Source organism: Flavobacterium piscis, assembly GCF_031457575.1.
Classification (GTDB): domain Bacteria; phylum Bacteroidota; class Bacteroidia; order Flavobacteriales; family Flavobacteriaceae; genus Flavobacterium; species Flavobacterium piscis_A.
The window spans coordinates 1-16,851 of sequence record NZ_JAVDWQ010000028.1 but is presented as its reverse complement, the minus strand read 5'-3'; the positions used below and the strand labels follow the sequence as shown (position 1 = coordinate 16,851).

Here is a 16,851-nt window from a genome sequence, read left to right as displayed (position 1 = left end):
AAATATATAATTCCAGCCTTCCTGTTTTTTCTATCTGGAGTTACCTTTTCACAAAATAATGATATTGATCATTTTGTTTGGGCAAATAAGAATTACAAAGGAATCAAAAAAGTTACTATAAAAGTTAACGACACAATATCGAATCTTTATATGATTAGATAATATTGTCTGTTATGAGATAAATTCCATCTTCCTTAATTTCAATAAGTTTTTCTTTGTATAAAGCTCCAATTGCTTTCTTGAAAGTTTTTTTACTCATTTTCAAAACTGTTTTAATGTCTTCTGGGTGAGAATTATCGTTTAATCTTAAAAAACCGCGATTAGCACGCAACTCATCTAAAATTTTGTCTGAATTGGGTTCTATACTTTGATAACCCTGAACTTGCAAAGCAACGTCTATTTTATTATCAGGGCGAATGTTTTTGATATAACCACGCATTCTGTCACCTGTTCTTATAGCGTCATCGTAGACTTCATCTTTGTATAGTAATCCTTTATGTTGCTCATTGATGATTACATTAATTCCTAATTCGGTAATATGTGAAACTATCAAATCAACTTCTTCACCTTTTTCAACTGTAAGATGATCGTTCTTTAAAAATTGGTTCAATTTACTTGAAGCTACTAAACGATTGGTTTTTTCGTCCATATAGAGATAAACCAAATAACGTTTTCCTTTTTCCATAGGACGTGCCTGCTCCTTAAACGGAACCAGAATATCCTTTTCCATTCCCCAGTCCATAAAAGCACCAACCTGATTAATGTAGTTTACACGTAAAAGTGCAAATTCATTCAATAAAATGTAAGGTTCAAGAGTAGTTGCAACTGGCCGCTCTTCATGGTCCAAATAAACAAAAACAATAAGTTCTTCTCCTATTTCAAATTCGTTTGGGACGTATTTATTTGGTAATAATATATCGTGAATTCCTTCCGGGTCTTTTTCAGGATTTCCTAAAAATAAACCAACTTTCGTATCACGTAGTATAATAAGGGTATTGTATTTTCCTATTTCAATCATTTTAATAAAGTTCAGAGTTGAATTAACAACTAAGTTTCTAAAGTGCAAATGTACGAAGTTTGAAATGGTTCAGGTAAAATAATTTTTATAAAATAATACATTCTGATATCTTTATTATTTGCTTTTTTGGTTAAATTTGAGAATCAAATAAATCTAAATAAATGAAAACTCCTTCTTTTTACTATATTTTCACACTTTTATTATTTGTACAAATTGGTTTCTCTCAAATTTCTGAAGATCCGGAAATTAAAAAAATGATTGCTGAAGTCAAGGCGGAAAATCTTGAAACAAAGGTTAGAAAATTAGTTTCTTTTGGCACAAGACATACTTTAAGTGATACTAAAAGCAAAACAAGAGGAATTGGTGCTGCACAAAAATGGGTACAATCTGAATTTGAAAAATATGCTTTAGAGTCAAATGGCAGACTAACTACAAGAATTGATTATTTTACCGTTAAAGCTGACGGCAAAAGAATAGCAGCTGATAGTAAAATTGGAAATGTTATGGCAATTCTGGAAGGATCAGATCCATCGGATGACAGAGTATTAATTGTTAGTGGTCACCTCGATTCCAGGGTTTCGGATGTAATGAACACAAAATCTGATGCTCCGGGAGCAAATGATGACGGATCTGGTGTTGCAGCCGTTATGGAACTGGCAAAAATAATGAGCAGGAGATCTTTCCCAATGACTATTGTATTTGTTGCTGTTACCGGTGAAGAACAAGGGCTTTATGGTGCCAGACATCTAGCCGAATTTGCAAAAGAATCCAAATGGAATATTATTGCAATGCTTAATAATGATATGATTGGTAACAGTTTATCCAGCGAAACCAATTTAAGGGACAATACACAAGTCAGGATTTTTAGCGAAACTATTCCGTATTTAGAAACGGAAGAAGAAGCCAAAATGCGTAAAGCAACTAACCGGGATAATGATAGCCCTTCCCGATTATTAGCACGTTACATTAAAACTGTTACAGAGCAATATGTAGATCAATTAAAAGTAAAATTAGTATACCGAAATGATCGTTTTTTGCGAGGAGGAGATCATACTCCTTTTAGTCAAAATGGCTTTTCGGCAGTTCGTTTTTGTGAAATGAATGAAAATTTTGATCATCAGCATCAGGATTTAAGAACTGAAAATGGAGTGAAATACGGTGATCTTGCGGAATTTATGGATTTTGATTATTTGCGTAAAAATACATGCTCTAATTTAGCTACTCTGGCCAATTTAGCCTGGTCACCAAAAGCACCAACAAATGTTTGCATTGAAGTTAAAGGACTCTCCAATTCATCAACTTTAATATGGAATGCACCCGAAGATAAAAGCCAGTATGGATATCAGGTTTTAATGAGGGAAACTTCTTCCTCACATTGGGAAAAAACATTTTTTGTAAAAGAGACAAAAACTGAAATTCCGTATTCTAAGGATAATTATTTTTTTGCTATTCAAACAATTGACCCATTAGGACATGCCAGTTTGCCAGTTTTTCCAATCCCTGTAAGATAAAAAAAGCTTTTAATTGCCGGATTATATTTGTTTAAGATTAAATTAATTCTTTAAAAAACTGGAGCAATATCTTATCATTATCAGCAGTTGGCGTAAAAATTTCTAAAATCCCAGGGGCGTTATCTACAGCGTATAATAGTTTTAAATTTTGCTCTAAAGAAATCAAATCTGAAGCTGTATAATAATTAAACTGATACATTTTAGCCAGATGTTCTGCTGTTAATTGGTGTGAAGTTTCAAAATAAGTATTAAAAACAGGTTTTTCTTCATGCCCGGGTAAAATCCTGAAAATCCCTCCTCCTCCATTGTTAATTAAAATGATTTTAAAGTTTTTTGGAATGTAAGAATTCCATAAAGCATTACTATCATATAAGAAACTAATGTCCCCGGTTATAAAAACAGTTTGTTTCTCACTTCCAACCGACGCGCCTATTGCTGTTGATGTACTTCCATCAATTCCGCTTGTTCCCCTATTGGAAAAAACTTCAATTGAAGCATCAATATCAATTAATTGTGCATATCGAATTGCTGAACTATTACTGATTTGCAATTGACAATATTTAGGTAAAGATTCTATTACTTTCTCAAAAACTTTAAAATCAGAAAATGCAATTTTATTTAGATATTCCTTTTTTCTGATTTTTCGCAAAGCATAAATACTATTAATTTTTGAAAAATAATCACTTTCAACTTTTTTTGCTTTTGATAAAAATTGTTCAAAAAACACATTTGGCTCATTCTCAAAATGTTTTGTTAAAGAACTAAAAGTATCATAAGCACGTAAAGTATCTATATGCCAATGGTGTTTTGGTTTGTATTTTCGTAAAAAAGCTTTAATTCTTTTCGATACGATCATACCTCCAAAAGTCACTAAAACTTCAGGAGTGAATTCTTTAAAATCAATATCCTGAAACGGTGTTATTAAAGTATCAATGCTATTAATAAAATTAGTATGGTGCAAATTTGAAGTGGTTTCTGTCAAAACAACTACAGACTGATCGTTGGCTAATATCTCAACTATTTTATCATTAATTGAATAGGCTTCGTTTACACCAACCAAAATCATTTTTCGCTTGGCAGAATTCCAAATAGAAACAAAATCGTCTAAGTTTTCGATAGTATTAGTTTGATTTATTTTTTCTAAGCAGATAATTTTTGGTTGTATAGAAAGTGCTGGAACAGTTTCATATAGTGGTTCTTCAAAAGGAGCATTAATATGTACAGGCCCTTTTTGAAGTATGGCAGTCTCAATAGCTTTATTGATTTTTAAATCATTTTCTTCTGAAACCAGTTCAGTTAAATTGGCATTAAAAACAGAATGATTCTGAAAAACATTTTCCTGACGGATTGTCTGTCCGTCACCAATGTCAATTTTACTTTGCGGACGATCTGCCGAAATCACGATTAAAGGTATCTGACTATAAAAGGCCTCAGCTACAGCAGGGTAATAATTTAATAATGCAGAACCTGATGTGCAAACCACGACTGTTGGCTGCTTGATTTGCTGCGCAATTCCTAATGCAAAAAATGCTGCACAACGCTCATCTGCAATACTATAACATTTAAAATTAGGATTTTGGGCAAAACCAATTGTTAATGGTGCGTTTCTTGATCCGGGTGATATGATAATATTGGTAATTTTTTTAGCTAAACAAATTTCAATAATGCTCTGCGCAAGCGGTATTTTAGGATAAATCATTCTTATGGATATTACTTTTTAAGAAATCTATGTTTAGTGTTTCTTTTTTTTAAAAACACAAAGTTACAAACTTCACACACGATTTAACTTATAAATAGAAAGATATTAAGTCAATTTCTGGAAAAAGAAAATATATTTGTAAAAGCTAAAAATTAATTAAAATTAAACCCCATTATGCGTTTTGTATCTCTCTTTTTGGTTTTATTTTCGATGCAGACAATTTGTTCACAAAATCAATTTATTGCTGATGACTTACCCTATAAAAAGGTATTAGAAACTGCCAAAACAGAAAGAAAACCCGTTTTTATAATGCTTTATGCTGATTGGTGTCCACATTGCAGTCAGATGAAGAAAGAAGTTTTTAATGATCCGGAGGTTATGGAATTTTTAAATAGAAACTATCTTTGCACCTGGAAAAATATAGAACGAGAAGAAGGAATTGCACTCAGAAACAAATTCAATACCAAATCATTGCCTACTTTTTTGTTTATTGATCCTGATGATGAAACTCTTTTATATGTTTTGAAAGGAGAATCAAAAAAGGCAGAATTTATGACCGAAGCCCATTATGCTTTGAATCCCAGAATGCAATTACCTTATCTGGAAAAAGAATTTCTTGCTGATATAAGTAATTCTACAAAGTTTTTTGCTTATTTGAATACCTTAAAAAAGGGAAAAGACAGAACCGACTTATCTATTCCGACGCATATCTATCTTAATACACAGTCAGATACGGAATTGGTAAGTGAAACGAATTGGCGTGTTATTGCCAATGGTGTAACGGATATTAATTCCAGGGAATTCCAATATGTTTTAAAACATCAAAAAGAGTTTGCTTCTGTGGCATCACAAATTCGGGTTGATCGAAAAATAGAAAGTATTGTAAACGAATTACTTCGTCCATTTGTTGACAACTTAGATACGGTAAGCTATTTTAAACAAAGAGAAGTCGCAAAATCTATTCGATTGCAAAAAACAGATTCTCTAGTTTTTAAGTTTGATTTGAGCCTGGCAGAAAGAACTGAAAAATGGCAATTTTACAAAAAAACAACACTCGATGATACGCAACGACTGGTTTGGAATGACGTAAGTTGTCTAAAAGACATTGGTCAAATTTATTTAAAGCATATTACCGATACTGAAAGCTTAAAAAAAGCTGCTTTCTGGGTCAAACATTCATTAGAACTAAATGATTCTTATGATGGTAACCTGCTTTTAGCAAGACTCTTCCATAAAATAAAAGATAAAAAATCGGCGTTGCAATACGCAAACAAGGCCAAAGCAATTTGTACAGAAATGACTTTTAATTCAAAAGAAGCAGATGCTTTATTAGCCGAACTAAGGACTAAATAATATGGATATCATGAAGTTAAAGATTCGACCTGCCACTATAAACGATTTAGAAAATATTCTAGAGATTGTTAACTATTCCATTTTGCATACAACGGCGAATTATAGTTATGACATTCAAACGCTGGAAATTCAAAAAAAATGGTTTTATGATAAGGTGTCAAAAAAAATGCCTGTTATTGTAGCTGATTTAGAAGGGAAAGTAGTTGGTTTTGGCAGCTACGGTCAATTTCGTGAAAAAATTGGCTATCAATATACAATTGAACATTCAGTTTATGTTGTGGAGGATGTGATTGGAAAAGGCGTTGGATCCAGATTATTGACCGAATTGATTCAGTTAGCCAAAGAACAGGGTTATCACGTTATGATTGGGGCTATAGATGCCAATAATGCGGGAAGTATTGCTTTTCATGAAAAATTTGGATTTACTGTGACAGGGACTGTTCGTGAAGTGGGTTACAAATTTAACCATTGGCTCGATTTGGTTTTTATGCAATTAATATTGTAATTAATAAGACATATAATTTTGAAAATTTAAAAGTATTTTTTTACAACAAGTGTTATAGCCCTGATAGAAGTGAAAACCCTTTTGCTTTTTTCTTTAAAAAGCAAAAGATTGGAACGGATAGCAGGAACAGCTCCTGATAAACCAAACCTTTGCACTGAAAGTGCAGAGGTTTGGTTGGCAGACTGAAAGTCTGCAAGGTTGCAGTACTTATTTATTAGCCACAAATTACACAAATTTTCACAAATTAATTAGCGCTAATTTGTGTAATTTGTGGTTAAAATATTTTTAGAAGCTAAAGCTAAATGCACTAAAGTGCATAGTTTTAAACTACTTCTGAGACCAATAAAAATCCACAAATATACAGGAGTAAATTTGTGGATTTGTTTATTGAAATTAGTAACTAGCTCTTAAGCCAGTTGATAATTTCGGGGTCAGTTGGCAATGTTTTCGGTTTAATTACTTTTACCAATTCGCCATTTTCGTTGATTAGATATTTTTGAAAATTCCATTCTACTTCAGAATCCTGTAAACCATTTTTGGCTTTTTGTGTCAGAAATTTATAAACTTCGCACATATCATCACCTTTTACGGAAACTTTGTCCATCATGGGGAAAGTTACACCATAATTTTGCTGACAAAAAGCACCAATTTCTTCATTTGTTCCCGGTTCCTGGGAAGCAAAATTATTGGCTGGAAAACCTATAATAGTAAAACCTTTATCTTTATATTCTTTATAAATTGCTTCAAGATCTTTATATTGAGGCGTTAATCCGCATTTTGAAGCGGTGTTGACTATCATTATTTTTTTACCCTTCAGAGTTGCAAAATCAAAAACATTTCCAGCTAAATCCTCTACTTTATATTGATAAATTGTTTCTTTTGTCATGATTTCATCTTTTTTAGGCGTTTGAGATTTATTTGTTTGGGCCCGATTTTGGCAGCTAAATAAAAATAACAGGCTATAAGCCAGAAATAATATCTTTTTCATTGTATATATTTTTTATAAAATTAAATAAATCTATCATAAATTTGATCTTAATAAAGGTTTATTTTATCAAATATTAAAACAAAGCCTAACGTTAATCAGACATTTGGCTTCTCCTCTATACAAACAAATCAATCATTCAGTACATCAGATCTACAAATATTTTATTTTTAAAACACCTGTATAGGTTATATATATAATTGGATTTATTCTGGTTTTTAAAAAATTAAATATTTCTTGTTACCTGTTTTTAAAGCTGTTATGATGCAATAAAGCGCTTGTTTTTTTTCAGTTTTTGTAATTTATAATTCTAAATTTCATATAGGTTTATATAAGCCAAATAGCATAATATGCCTGGATGTTTTAGTATTGATTCAATTATATACTTTAGGAAAAGTTTAATTTCTAAAAATGTTTAAAGTTTTTAAAAATACAAACTCATAAGTGATCCATTTTTTGTTTTGTTTATAATTGATTACTGAGATTCATTTTTAGTTTAAAATGTTCAAAACTTTTGAAGTTTTATAATCTTTTGACACTATTTGCTTCAATTTTAAAATATTTTGGTTGCGAAATATATTAAGGTTTTCGGAATTATTCTTACACTCTGGAAATTTCCTGTTTAGCAAGGAGGTTTTAAAATTTAAATATTTTTTAATAAATCCTTTTATTAATAATTTATTCTTATAAATAATTAACAGAAGCCATCTTAAATCTAAAAATTTATCATTAAAGAACAATTATATTATAAAAATATTTATTTTAAATTTTATTCAATTAAATTTGTGCAATCGATTACATTAACCACTGTAAACCAATTTAAACAATCAAATTAAATTTTAAAATGAAAAAAAAATTCCCCTTATTCTTTTTCCTGCTAAGCTTCTGCAGCCTTTTTGCACAAAATTATTACATGTCAGCTCCGGAAGGATTTGGTGCTGCGGCAACTGGAGGCGGAACTCCAACTGCTTCTAATACTGTAACGGTTACTACTTATAATGCTTTAAAAACAGCACTTAACTCAACTGCTGTTTCTAACTCTGTAATTTTGGTTTCTGGTGTTATTGACTGTTCATACACAAGTTCATTACTCACCAATAAAACCATCATTGGGTTGCCTGGAGCAAAGCTGAGAAATACTCAGATAACAATTGGAGATTCTCCAACTTCTGCTGAAAATTCTGGAATTCTTAATATAAAACCAGGGTCAAACAATGTTATTATCAGAAACCTTATTTTTGAAGGCCCAGGAGCTTATGATGTTAATGGTCGAGACATCCTTACGAATGAAGGTATCAATGTATGGGTCGATCATTGCGAATTTCAGGATGGAATGGATGGTAATTTTGATAATAAAGGAGCTGCAGATAATGTAACCATTTCATGGTGTAAATTTACCTATTTGAAACCTGCAATTGCTGGTGGATCGGGAGGTTCTCCTGATCATCGTTTTTCAAATTTAATAGGATCTGGGATTAATGACTTTCCTGCCACCGATGGAAGGTACAGTATTACCTTTAAAAACTGTTATTGGGCAGAAGGCTGTAAGGCGAGAATGCCAAGAGCCAGAAATGCCGAATTACACCTGTTAAATTGTTATTACAAAACTACCGTTTCAGGCGCTAGTGCTATTGGTTTAGGTGCAGGAAATCAAGGCACCACATGTTATGTAGAAAATTGTAATTTTGAACAGGTAACTACTATTTCAAGCCCTGTTTCAGAAGGATCCGGAACAGTTGGATTAAAATTTGATAGTTGTATTAAAGGAACAGTACCTACAGCAGTTACAGGTTTAGATTCCGGAACAGCTCCTTCAAAACCATCATATACATATACTGTACTTCCTGTAACTGATGTGGCTACATACGTTGCAAATACTTCTTGTGGTGCAGGAGCTACATTACAGGTTACTTCTACAGGTGTAATTTCTACAAACTGTACTAATTTAGGAATTAATGATAATACAGCCAATTTAGAACTTAAATTTTATCCTACAGTTGCAGATAATGTTTTAAATATTGAATTTTCAAGTGCGGAAAACGGTTTAGCTGTTATAGAGCTATTTTCTTCAAATGGCAGCAAGGTTTTTACACAATCAAAAGCTGTTGCTGGTAATGAAAAAGCAGAACTAAACATAGGAAATCTTGCTAAAGGAGTTTATATCTGCAAAGTTCAAATTGAAAATAGGGCTAAAGTTTTTAAGATTATAAAAAATTAGGTTTAAAACTTTTCTCAAAAAGGCTATTGACAAAAATCAATAGCTTTTTTGTATACAAACTGGAGCTGAGAGTTGATTTTTTCAAGTCTTTTGTATAAAAAAACCGATTTGCATTTATATACAAACCGGTTGAGGTCTAAAAATTATTTTTTGTTTAAAATGCAGCTTGCATTTTATCCTTAATGGCATCCAGACACAAATTATTAATACTGCCTTCGTGTGTGTGTTTCGTTTCTTTAGGCGATTTATACGTACCTGCTTCTAATTGCTCAGCTACTTCTTTGTAAGCATCCCGAAATGGCATTCCTGAAACCACCATTTCATTTAATGTATCGACAGTAAACAAATAATCGTATTTTTTATCTTTTAAGATATTGTCTTTTACCGTAATATCTTTTACAGAGAAAATGGCGATATCCAAACAAGCTTTCAAATTTTGAAGTGCAGGAAACAAACCTTCTTTTAAAAGTTGTAAATCTCTGTGATAACCGCTTGGTAAATTATTGGTAATCAATGTTATTTCGTATGGAAGTGCCTGAATTTTGTTGCATTTTCCACGAATTAATTCAAAAACATCAGGGTTTTTCTTATGTGGCATGATACTCGAACCTGTTGTAAGATGCGCCGGCAAACTGATGAAGTCAAAGTTCTGACTCATATACAAACAAACATCCATAGCAAATTTTGATAACGTTGCTGCCACGCTGCTCATTGCAAAAGCTACTGTTTTCTCTGCTTTTCCACGGCTCATTTGAGCGGCTACAGCATTGAATTTCAACGTTTCAAAACCTAACTCCTGTGTGGTAAAAGTTCTGTTGATTGGAAATGAACTTCCGTAACCTGCGGCAGAACCTAACGGATTCTGGTCTACAATTTTTGAAGCTGCGTTTAACATTGTTACATCATCAATCAAACTTTCTGCGTAAGCAGAAAACCACATTCCAAATGATGATGGCATCGCAATTTGTAAATGCGTATACCCTGGCAACAATACATTTTGATGTTTCTCTGCGGACTCCATCAATAAATCAAACAATGTTTTTACTTGTTCTTTTATTGCTTTTAATTCATCTTTCAAATACAAATGAACATCAACTAAAACCTGATCGTTACGGGAACGTGCTGTATGGATTTTTTTCCCTGCATCGCCCAGTTTTACAGTTAATAAATATTCAATCTTAGAATGAACATCTTCAAAACTGTCTTCAATTTCAAAATTTCCTACGACAATGTCTGCAATAATATCGTTTAAAGCATCAACTAAGGAAGTTGTTTCTTCTGAAGTTAATAATCCAATTTTACCAAGCATTTTAGCATGTGCAATTGAACCTAAAGCATCGTATTTTGCGAGAACCAAATCCAATTCACGGTCGTTTCCAACGGTAAAATGTTCGATTTGTTTGTCTGTTGCAATTCCTTTTTCCCAAAGTTTCATAAGAGTATGTGTTTTTTGTTTCACAGAGTTTCTCAAAAGAAACTCAAAGATTCACAAAGTTTTTATTTTATTGTAATGTTTCTAAATTTTTCGAATGCCTAGCCCTGATAGAAGTGGTATCCTTTTATTTTTTTCTTTTAAAAATAAAAGATTTAGCGGATAGCGGGAAATAGCTCCTAATCCTTCGACTTACTCAGAATAACAAAGATGTCAATTATAATTTAAAGAAATCCGTTAGTATTTTGATATATAAATCAATTCCTTCTTCAATTTCGTTGATGAAAATAAACTCATCTGCCGAATGTGACCGCAGAGTTTCACCAGGTCCTAGTTTCAAGGACTGGCAGCTTAAAACCGATTGATCTGAAAGCGTTGGCGAGCCATAAGTTGTTCTTCCTAAAGCGATTCCGGCCTGTACCAAACCATGCGTAATTGGAATAGATGATGCATTTAAATGCATTGATCTTGGTGTAACTTCGGCATTTACATTGGCTTTTACAACTTCTAAAACTTCGGTGTTGGTATAACAGTCATTTACACGAATATCGACAACCAAATCACATTCTGAGGGCACTACATTATGTTGTTTTCCGGCACTGATCTGCGTTACGGTCATTTTTACAGGACCTAAAACCTCAGAGATTTTATCGAATTTATAATTTTTAAACCATTCCATTACCGGAATTGATTTATATAATGAGTTATCATCGTTTTGATGTGCGGCATGACTTGCGGTTCCTTTTACTTTTACGTCAAGGACTAACAAACCTTTCTCAGCAACAGCTAATTGCATTAAAGTGGGTTCACCAACAATAGCACAATCCAGCTCTGGCAAATGTTTTAAAACGCTGTTTAAACCATTTTTACCACTACTTTCCTCTTCGGCGGAAGCCACAATTACAATATTATGAGATAAATTTTGATTCTCATAAAAATGAACAAAAGTTGCCAATAACGAGACCAGACATCCTCCTGCATCATTACTTCCTAAACCGAATAATTTGCCGTCTTTTTCAATAGCTTCAAACGGATCGTTGGTATATGCCTGATTTGGTTTTACAGTATCATGATGTGAATTCAGTAAAAGTGTTGGTTTATTTTTATCAAAATATTTATTGAACGCCCACACATTATTGTTTTCTCTTTTAAAAGGAATCTCGTTTTGATTGAACCAATTTTCTATTAAAAGTGCAGTTTGATCTTCTTCACTGGAAAACGAAGGTGTTTCAATTAGGTTCTTTAATAAGTTGATTGCCTCTTTGGTAAGCGTTTCTATATTTTTCATATTGGTCATTTCTCTGCCACGAGGGCACTAAGTCACAAAGTTTAAAAAACTCAATTAGTACTTTTACTCAATTATGTGACAATTTAATTTGCGTAAATTTCTTAAATTAATATTTAAAATAACTTCTGCAGCTATATTTTTTTGCCACGAATTACATGAATTTTCTCTAATTTTTTTATTAATTGTAATTTCGTAGTCTCTTTTATAATGTAATCGTTGTATGAAGGACATCTGGATTTTGAAGCATTTTATGATGTCCGATTTTGATTTTCTGAACACCACGTGATAAACTATTGAAACAATTATCCAGTTTCGGAATCATTCCGGAATGGATTACTTTTTCGGTTTTTAATTTATTGTATAATACTTCATTAATTTCTGTTATTACAGATGAATCATCTTCAGAATCCTGTAAAACTCCTTGTTTTTCAAAACAATATGTTAGTGTTACATCAAAAACTTCAGACAAAGCAATTGATAATTCGCTTGCGATTGTATCAGCGTTTGTGTTTAATAACTGTCCGTTTTTATCGTGTGTGATGGCACAAAAAACCGGGACAATTCCGTTTTCAAGCAAAGTTGCCAATAACTTTGTATTGACTTGTTTTACATCACCTACAAAACCATAATCGATTGTTGGATGATTTCGTTTTACAGACTGAATTAAATTTCCGTCAGCACCGGAAAAACCAATTGCATTATTATTTTTCGATTGTAATTGTGCCACAATGTGCTTGTTAATTTGTCCTGCATAAATCATCACAACAACATCAAGCATTGGAGCATCTGTAATTCGGCGGCCTTCAATCATTTGCGGAACTAATCCAATACTTTCGGCCATTTTTGTAGCCGACTTTCCTCCACCATGAACTAAAACTTTATACCCTTCAATCTTAGAAAAGTCCGTTAAGAATTGTTCTAATTCTGTTGGGTTATCAATTATATTTCCGCCAATTTTTATTACTGTTACCATTTTTTTCTAAGGTTCAAAGGCTCAAAGATTCAGAGGTATAAAGGTTTTGACGGTTTTTAAAACCTTTGAGCCTTTGTAGCTTTGCCTCTTTGTGCCTCAAATTACAACTTTTTTAAAATCTTCTGTAAAACTAATTGTGCCGAATACGTTCTGTTATTGGCTTGCTGAATTACGATTGAATTCTCGCTGTCAATAACTTCATCGCTCACAATTACGTTACGACGCACTGGCAGGCAATGCATAAATTTTCCGTTGTTGGTCAATGCCATTTTTTCGGCTGTAACGGTCCAATTTGCATCCGAGTTTGTTACTTTTCCGTAATCGTTAAAATTGCTCCAGTTTTTTACGTAAACAAAATCGGCATTTTCAAAAGCTTTGTTTTGATCGTATTCTATTTTTGAATCTTTTGTGATTTCGGGACTTAATTCGTAACCTTCAGGATGTGTGATAACAAAATCCATATCCTTTTGCATTTGCATCATTTCTACGAAAGAATTAGCAACAGCCTGAGGCAATGCTTTCGGATGAGGTGCCCACGAAAGTACTACTTTTGGCTTGTGTTTCGTTTTGTATTCTTCCATTGTGATGGCATCTGCCAAAGACTGCAACGGATGACGCACAGCACTTTCCATATTTACAATTGGTACCGTAGCATATTTCAAAAATCCTGAAATGACTGTTTCAGCATAATCTTTTTCTTTGTCAGCCAAACCTGCAAAAGCGCGGATTGCAATGATGTCGCAATATTGCGAAACTACTTCGGCCGCTTCTTTAATATGTTCTGAAGCACCTGAATTCATTACAGCTCCATCTTCAAATTCCAGAGTCCAGCCTTCGTTAGTAAAATTCATTACCATTACATTCATTCCTAAATTCAAGGCCGCCTTTTGAGTGCTCAAACGCGTTCTTAAACTCGGATTAAAGAATAACATTCCTAAGGTTTTATTCTTTCCTAAACTTTGATTCTTAAGCGGATTTTTTTTGATTTTTAGTGCGCTTTTCACCCATTTTGATAATGAGTTGATATCTTTTATTGAAATATAGTTCATTTTTTTATGTATTGTGTTATTTATACGCGGATTAAACTGATTCGCTAAAGCGAAAACGCAGATAAAAACTGATTTTATTTTTTTTCTTCTATTTAATTTACAACAATATTATATAAGCTGATTAAATTGAATTTTGTTTTCTTACTTTTCTATTATTTTCAAAAACCTTCCGTTTAAATTCTGGTTTCTTTCCGAAATTCAAAAGTAAGCCTACTTCACAATTTGTACCTCTCAAATAATTTAATATCTGATTTTCAAAGGCAGGAATAATACTATCAGCAGCTTTTAATTCCAGAATAACTAAATTTTCAACAATTAAATCTGCGTAATACTCTCCTACTTCGATTCCTTTATAGTAAACTTCTATTTTCTTTTGAACTTCAACTTTAAAACCTTTACTTTTTAATTCCAGGTATAGCGAATTTAAATAAACCTTCTCTAAAAATCCATATCCTAATTCATTATAAACTTCATAAAAAGTTTTAATAATGACATCCGTTAACTCCTCCTGTAATAATCCCATAATTAAAAAAATCAGTTTTTATCCGCGTCTTCGCAATAGCGAATCCGCATCATCTGCGTTATAAATCACACTATCTTAGTAAACGGTTTTTCATTTTTTAATGCTTTTAAAATAAAATTATCTTCTAATCCATTCACTATCCAGGTTTCAATATTGGCAGCTTTTGCAATGCCTGCTGCTTCAATTTTGGATTGCATTCCACCAGTTCCATGTGATGATTTAGATTCTCCGATTTCCTTTTCTAAAAGCTTTAAATCATTTACGAGTTTAATCGTTTCAGGAATTTCATCATGAATCGATGCTTTTGTATATATTCCGTTAGTGTTTGTTGCGATTATTAAAATATCCACGTTTAATAAAACTGCTGCCAATGCTGCTAACTTATCATTATCACCAAACTGAATCTCATCTGTGGCAACGGTATCATTTTCATTAATAATCGGAATGTAATTATTCTCAACCAAAACATTGATTGTATTCACAATATTCACTTTCGATTGTTCTTTTTCGAAATCAGAATAAGACAATAAACATTGGGATGTCAATAAACCTAAATCACTGAAATTCTCATGAAAAATCCGCATCAAATGAGGCTGTCCAATCGAGGCTAAAGCTTGTTTTACAATAATTTCTTTGCCTTTACTTTCCAGTTTTACAAATTGTTTGGCAGCTGCAATAGCTCCTGAACTCACTATTACAAATTCGTAATCTTTATTTAAAGTGGCAATCTGCATACCAATATCTTCAATCTTTCCCCGCGAAATATGATTGGTTTCTTTGGTTAAGGTATTGCTTCCTATTTTTAATAAAATCCTTTTTTTGCTCATTTTGTTTTGGTTTTGCCACAAAGGCACAAAGTCACTAAGTTTCTTTTTACCGCAAAGGGCGCAAAGCTTTATCTATAATTAAATTCCAATCTAAAATCTAAAATCAGAAATCTAAAATTACCTGATTTGCCCTTCTCCGTAAATATACCATTTATTGGTAACCAGATGCTGTAATCCAATTGGTCCTCTTTGATGCAATTTGTCGGTACTAATGGCTAATTCCCCACCTAATCCTAATTGAAATCCATCTGTAAAACGCGTCGAAACATTCTGATAAACAGCTGCTGCATCAATGCTTTCCATGAAATTTTGTGCTATTTCATCGTTTATTGTAATGATTGAAGCCGAATGTCCACCGCAATATTTATTGATTTTGGCAATGGCTTCTGAATCTGAATTTACAGTTCCAATTACAATTTTATAATCCAAAAACTCTTCATACCAAATGTTTTCATCTGAAAGCAATTTTGTATTCTTAAATGTTTCCAGGGAGTTGTCAACTAAAATTTCAACGTTAGCCTCTGTTAATTCTTCAATTAACATGGCAGTAAAACCTTCAAAATTATCCATTCTATTATCAATCAAAACCTTGTCAACAGCATTACAAGCAGATATTTTAGCTGTTTTAGCATTCAGGATTACTTTTAAAGCAATTTCCAAATCGGCTTCTTGTTGCACATAAACAAAATTATTCCCACGGCCACTAACAATTACAGGACAAGTTGCATGTTTTTTAACAAACTCAATCAGTTTTTCACCACCACGAGGAACGATTAAATCGACTTTTTGTGTTGGATTTTCTAAAAAAGCCTGAGTTTCTGTACGATTGTAATTTAAATATTCTACCCATTCTGTAGAAATACCATTCTCTTCCAAAGCCTGATGCCACAAACTCACAATCTTCAAATTCGATTGTAAAGCTTCTTTTCCGCCTTTCAATAAAATCTTATTCCCGGATTTAAAAGCAATTCCACCCGCTTCAATAGTTACATCAGGTCGAGATTCATAAATAATTAAAACTGTGCCAAATACAGCTGTTTTATTAGTTACCCGAATTCCATTATCATGAACAAAATGAAAGCGCTCTACCCCAACAGGATCATCCTGAGAAGCCAGTTGGTTTAGCGATAAAATCATCTCATCTACTTTTTTATCATCTACTTTTAAACGTTCTTCCATCGCTAGATCAGAACCATCGTACGCATTCAAATCTTCTTTATTAACCTGAATAATCTGGCTCCGCTCCTGCTCTACCAGTTTTGCCATGGAATGCAAAACCAAATTGCGTTTTTCTATTGATAATGGATTCATAATTTATAGTTGATTTGGTTGGTTTTTTGGTTGTTTAAAAGTCAAGCTTTGTGTTCTAGACCCGACAGGTTTTAAAAACATAGGTGTTCGGAAGTTATCTAAGTTGTATTAAATAGTGGTGATTTGCTTGGGTCCCCATCGCAGATTACCACTATTTCT

General features: G+C 32.6%; 14 protein-coding genes. 4 read left to right on the top strand and 10 right to left on the bottom strand.

Annotated features, from left to right (window positions below):
* Positions 1–154: 154 nt before the first annotated feature.
* The gene (locus J2W48_RS22405) at positions 155–1,018 is read right to left on the bottom strand and encodes a CvfB family protein (RefSeq protein WP_310284363.1); all 864 of its coding nucleotides are present in this window, start codon (positions 1,016–1,018) and stop codon (positions 155–157) included.
* Positions 1,019–1,179: 161 nt separating this feature from the next.
* Here J2W48_RS22405 and J2W48_RS22400 point away from each other — a divergent pair, with 161 nt between their 5' ends.
* Complete coding sequence (locus tag J2W48_RS22400) at positions 1,180–2,529, top strand: M20/M25/M40 family metallo-hydrolase (RefSeq protein WP_310284361.1); 1,350 nt, start codon at positions 1,180–1,182, stop codon at positions 2,527–2,529.
* Positions 2,530–2,566: 37 nt separating this feature from the next.
* On the opposite strand, the gene menD is transcribed toward J2W48_RS22400, so the two are convergent.
* Positions 2,567–4,228 (bottom strand): 2-succinyl-5-enolpyruvyl-6-hydroxy-3-cyclohexene-1-carboxylic-acid synthase, encoded by a 1,662-nt coding sequence (gene menD / locus J2W48_RS22395; RefSeq protein ID WP_310284359.1) that lies wholly within the window; start codon positions 4,226–4,228, stop codon positions 2,567–2,569.
* 174 nt (positions 4,229–4,402) lie between these two features.
* Here menD and J2W48_RS22390 point away from each other — a divergent pair, with 174 nt between their 5' ends.
* Together J2W48_RS22390 and J2W48_RS22385 are read left to right on the top strand one after the other, a co-directional pair.
* Positions 4,403–5,581, top strand: a complete 1,179-nt coding sequence (locus J2W48_RS22390) for a thioredoxin family protein (protein ID WP_310284357.1) — start codon at positions 4,403–4,405, stop codon at positions 5,579–5,581.
* A gap of 10 nt (positions 5,582–5,591) precedes the next feature.
* Positions 5,592–6,086 (top strand): GNAT family N-acetyltransferase, encoded by a 495-nt coding sequence (locus tag J2W48_RS22385; protein ID WP_310284355.1) that lies wholly within the window; start codon positions 5,592–5,594, stop codon positions 6,084–6,086.
* A gap of 400 nt (positions 6,087–6,486) precedes the next feature.
* Here J2W48_RS22385 and J2W48_RS22380 read toward each other — a convergent pair whose 3' ends face one another.
* A complete protein-coding gene (locus J2W48_RS22380; protein WP_310284354.1) occupies positions 6,487–7,074 on the bottom strand; it encodes a glutathione peroxidase in 588 nt (195 codons plus the stop codon).
* 841 nt (positions 7,075–7,915) lie between these two features.
* Here J2W48_RS22380 and J2W48_RS22375 point away from each other — a divergent pair.
* Complete coding sequence (locus J2W48_RS22375; RefSeq protein WP_310284352.1) at positions 7,916–9,289, top strand: T9SS type A sorting domain-containing protein; 1,374 nt, start codon at positions 7,916–7,918, stop codon at positions 9,287–9,289.
* Between the two features lie 154 nt (positions 9,290–9,443).
* Here the strand turns inward: J2W48_RS22375 and argH are convergent, their stop codons facing one another.
* The 7 genes from argH to J2W48_RS22340 all read right to left on the bottom strand — a co-directional run bounded on the left by argH (position 9,444) and on the right by J2W48_RS22340 (position 16,692).
* The gene (gene argH / locus J2W48_RS22370; protein WP_310284349.1) at positions 9,444–10,724 is read right to left on the bottom strand and encodes an argininosuccinate lyase; all 1,281 of its coding nucleotides are present in this window, start codon (positions 10,722–10,724) and stop codon (positions 9,444–9,446) included.
* Between the two features lie 214 nt (positions 10,725–10,938).
* Positions 10,939–12,009, bottom strand: a complete 1,071-nt coding sequence (locus J2W48_RS22365; RefSeq protein ID WP_310284347.1) for a M20 family metallo-hydrolase — start codon at positions 12,007–12,009, stop codon at positions 10,939–10,941.
* Positions 12,010–12,211: 202 nt separating this feature from the next.
* Positions 12,212–12,982 carry an acetylglutamate kinase gene (gene argB / locus J2W48_RS22360; protein ID WP_310284346.1) on the bottom strand — a complete coding sequence of 257 codons (771 nt, stop codon included), beginning with the start codon at positions 12,980–12,982 and terminating at the stop codon, positions 12,212–12,214.
* 101 nt (positions 12,983–13,083) lie between these two features.
* Entirely contained in the window at positions 13,084–14,031 is a 948-nt protein-coding gene (locus J2W48_RS22355) for an N-acetylornithine carbamoyltransferase (RefSeq protein ID WP_310284343.1), read from the bottom strand.
* A gap of 121 nt (positions 14,032–14,152) precedes the next feature.
* Complete coding sequence (locus tag J2W48_RS22350; RefSeq protein WP_310284340.1) at positions 14,153–14,554, bottom strand: GxxExxY protein; 402 nt, start codon at positions 14,552–14,554, stop codon at positions 14,153–14,155.
* Between the two features lie 65 nt (positions 14,555–14,619).
* Entirely contained in the window at positions 14,620–15,381 is a 762-nt protein-coding gene (gene proB / locus J2W48_RS22345; protein ID WP_310284337.1) for a glutamate 5-kinase, read from the bottom strand.
* A 117-nt stretch (positions 15,382–15,498) separates the two neighbouring features.
* Entirely contained in the window at positions 15,499–16,692 is a 1,194-nt protein-coding gene (locus J2W48_RS22340) for a glutamate-5-semialdehyde dehydrogenase (RefSeq protein WP_310284336.1), read from the bottom strand.
* Between the last annotated feature and the right edge of the window lie 159 nt (positions 16,693–16,851).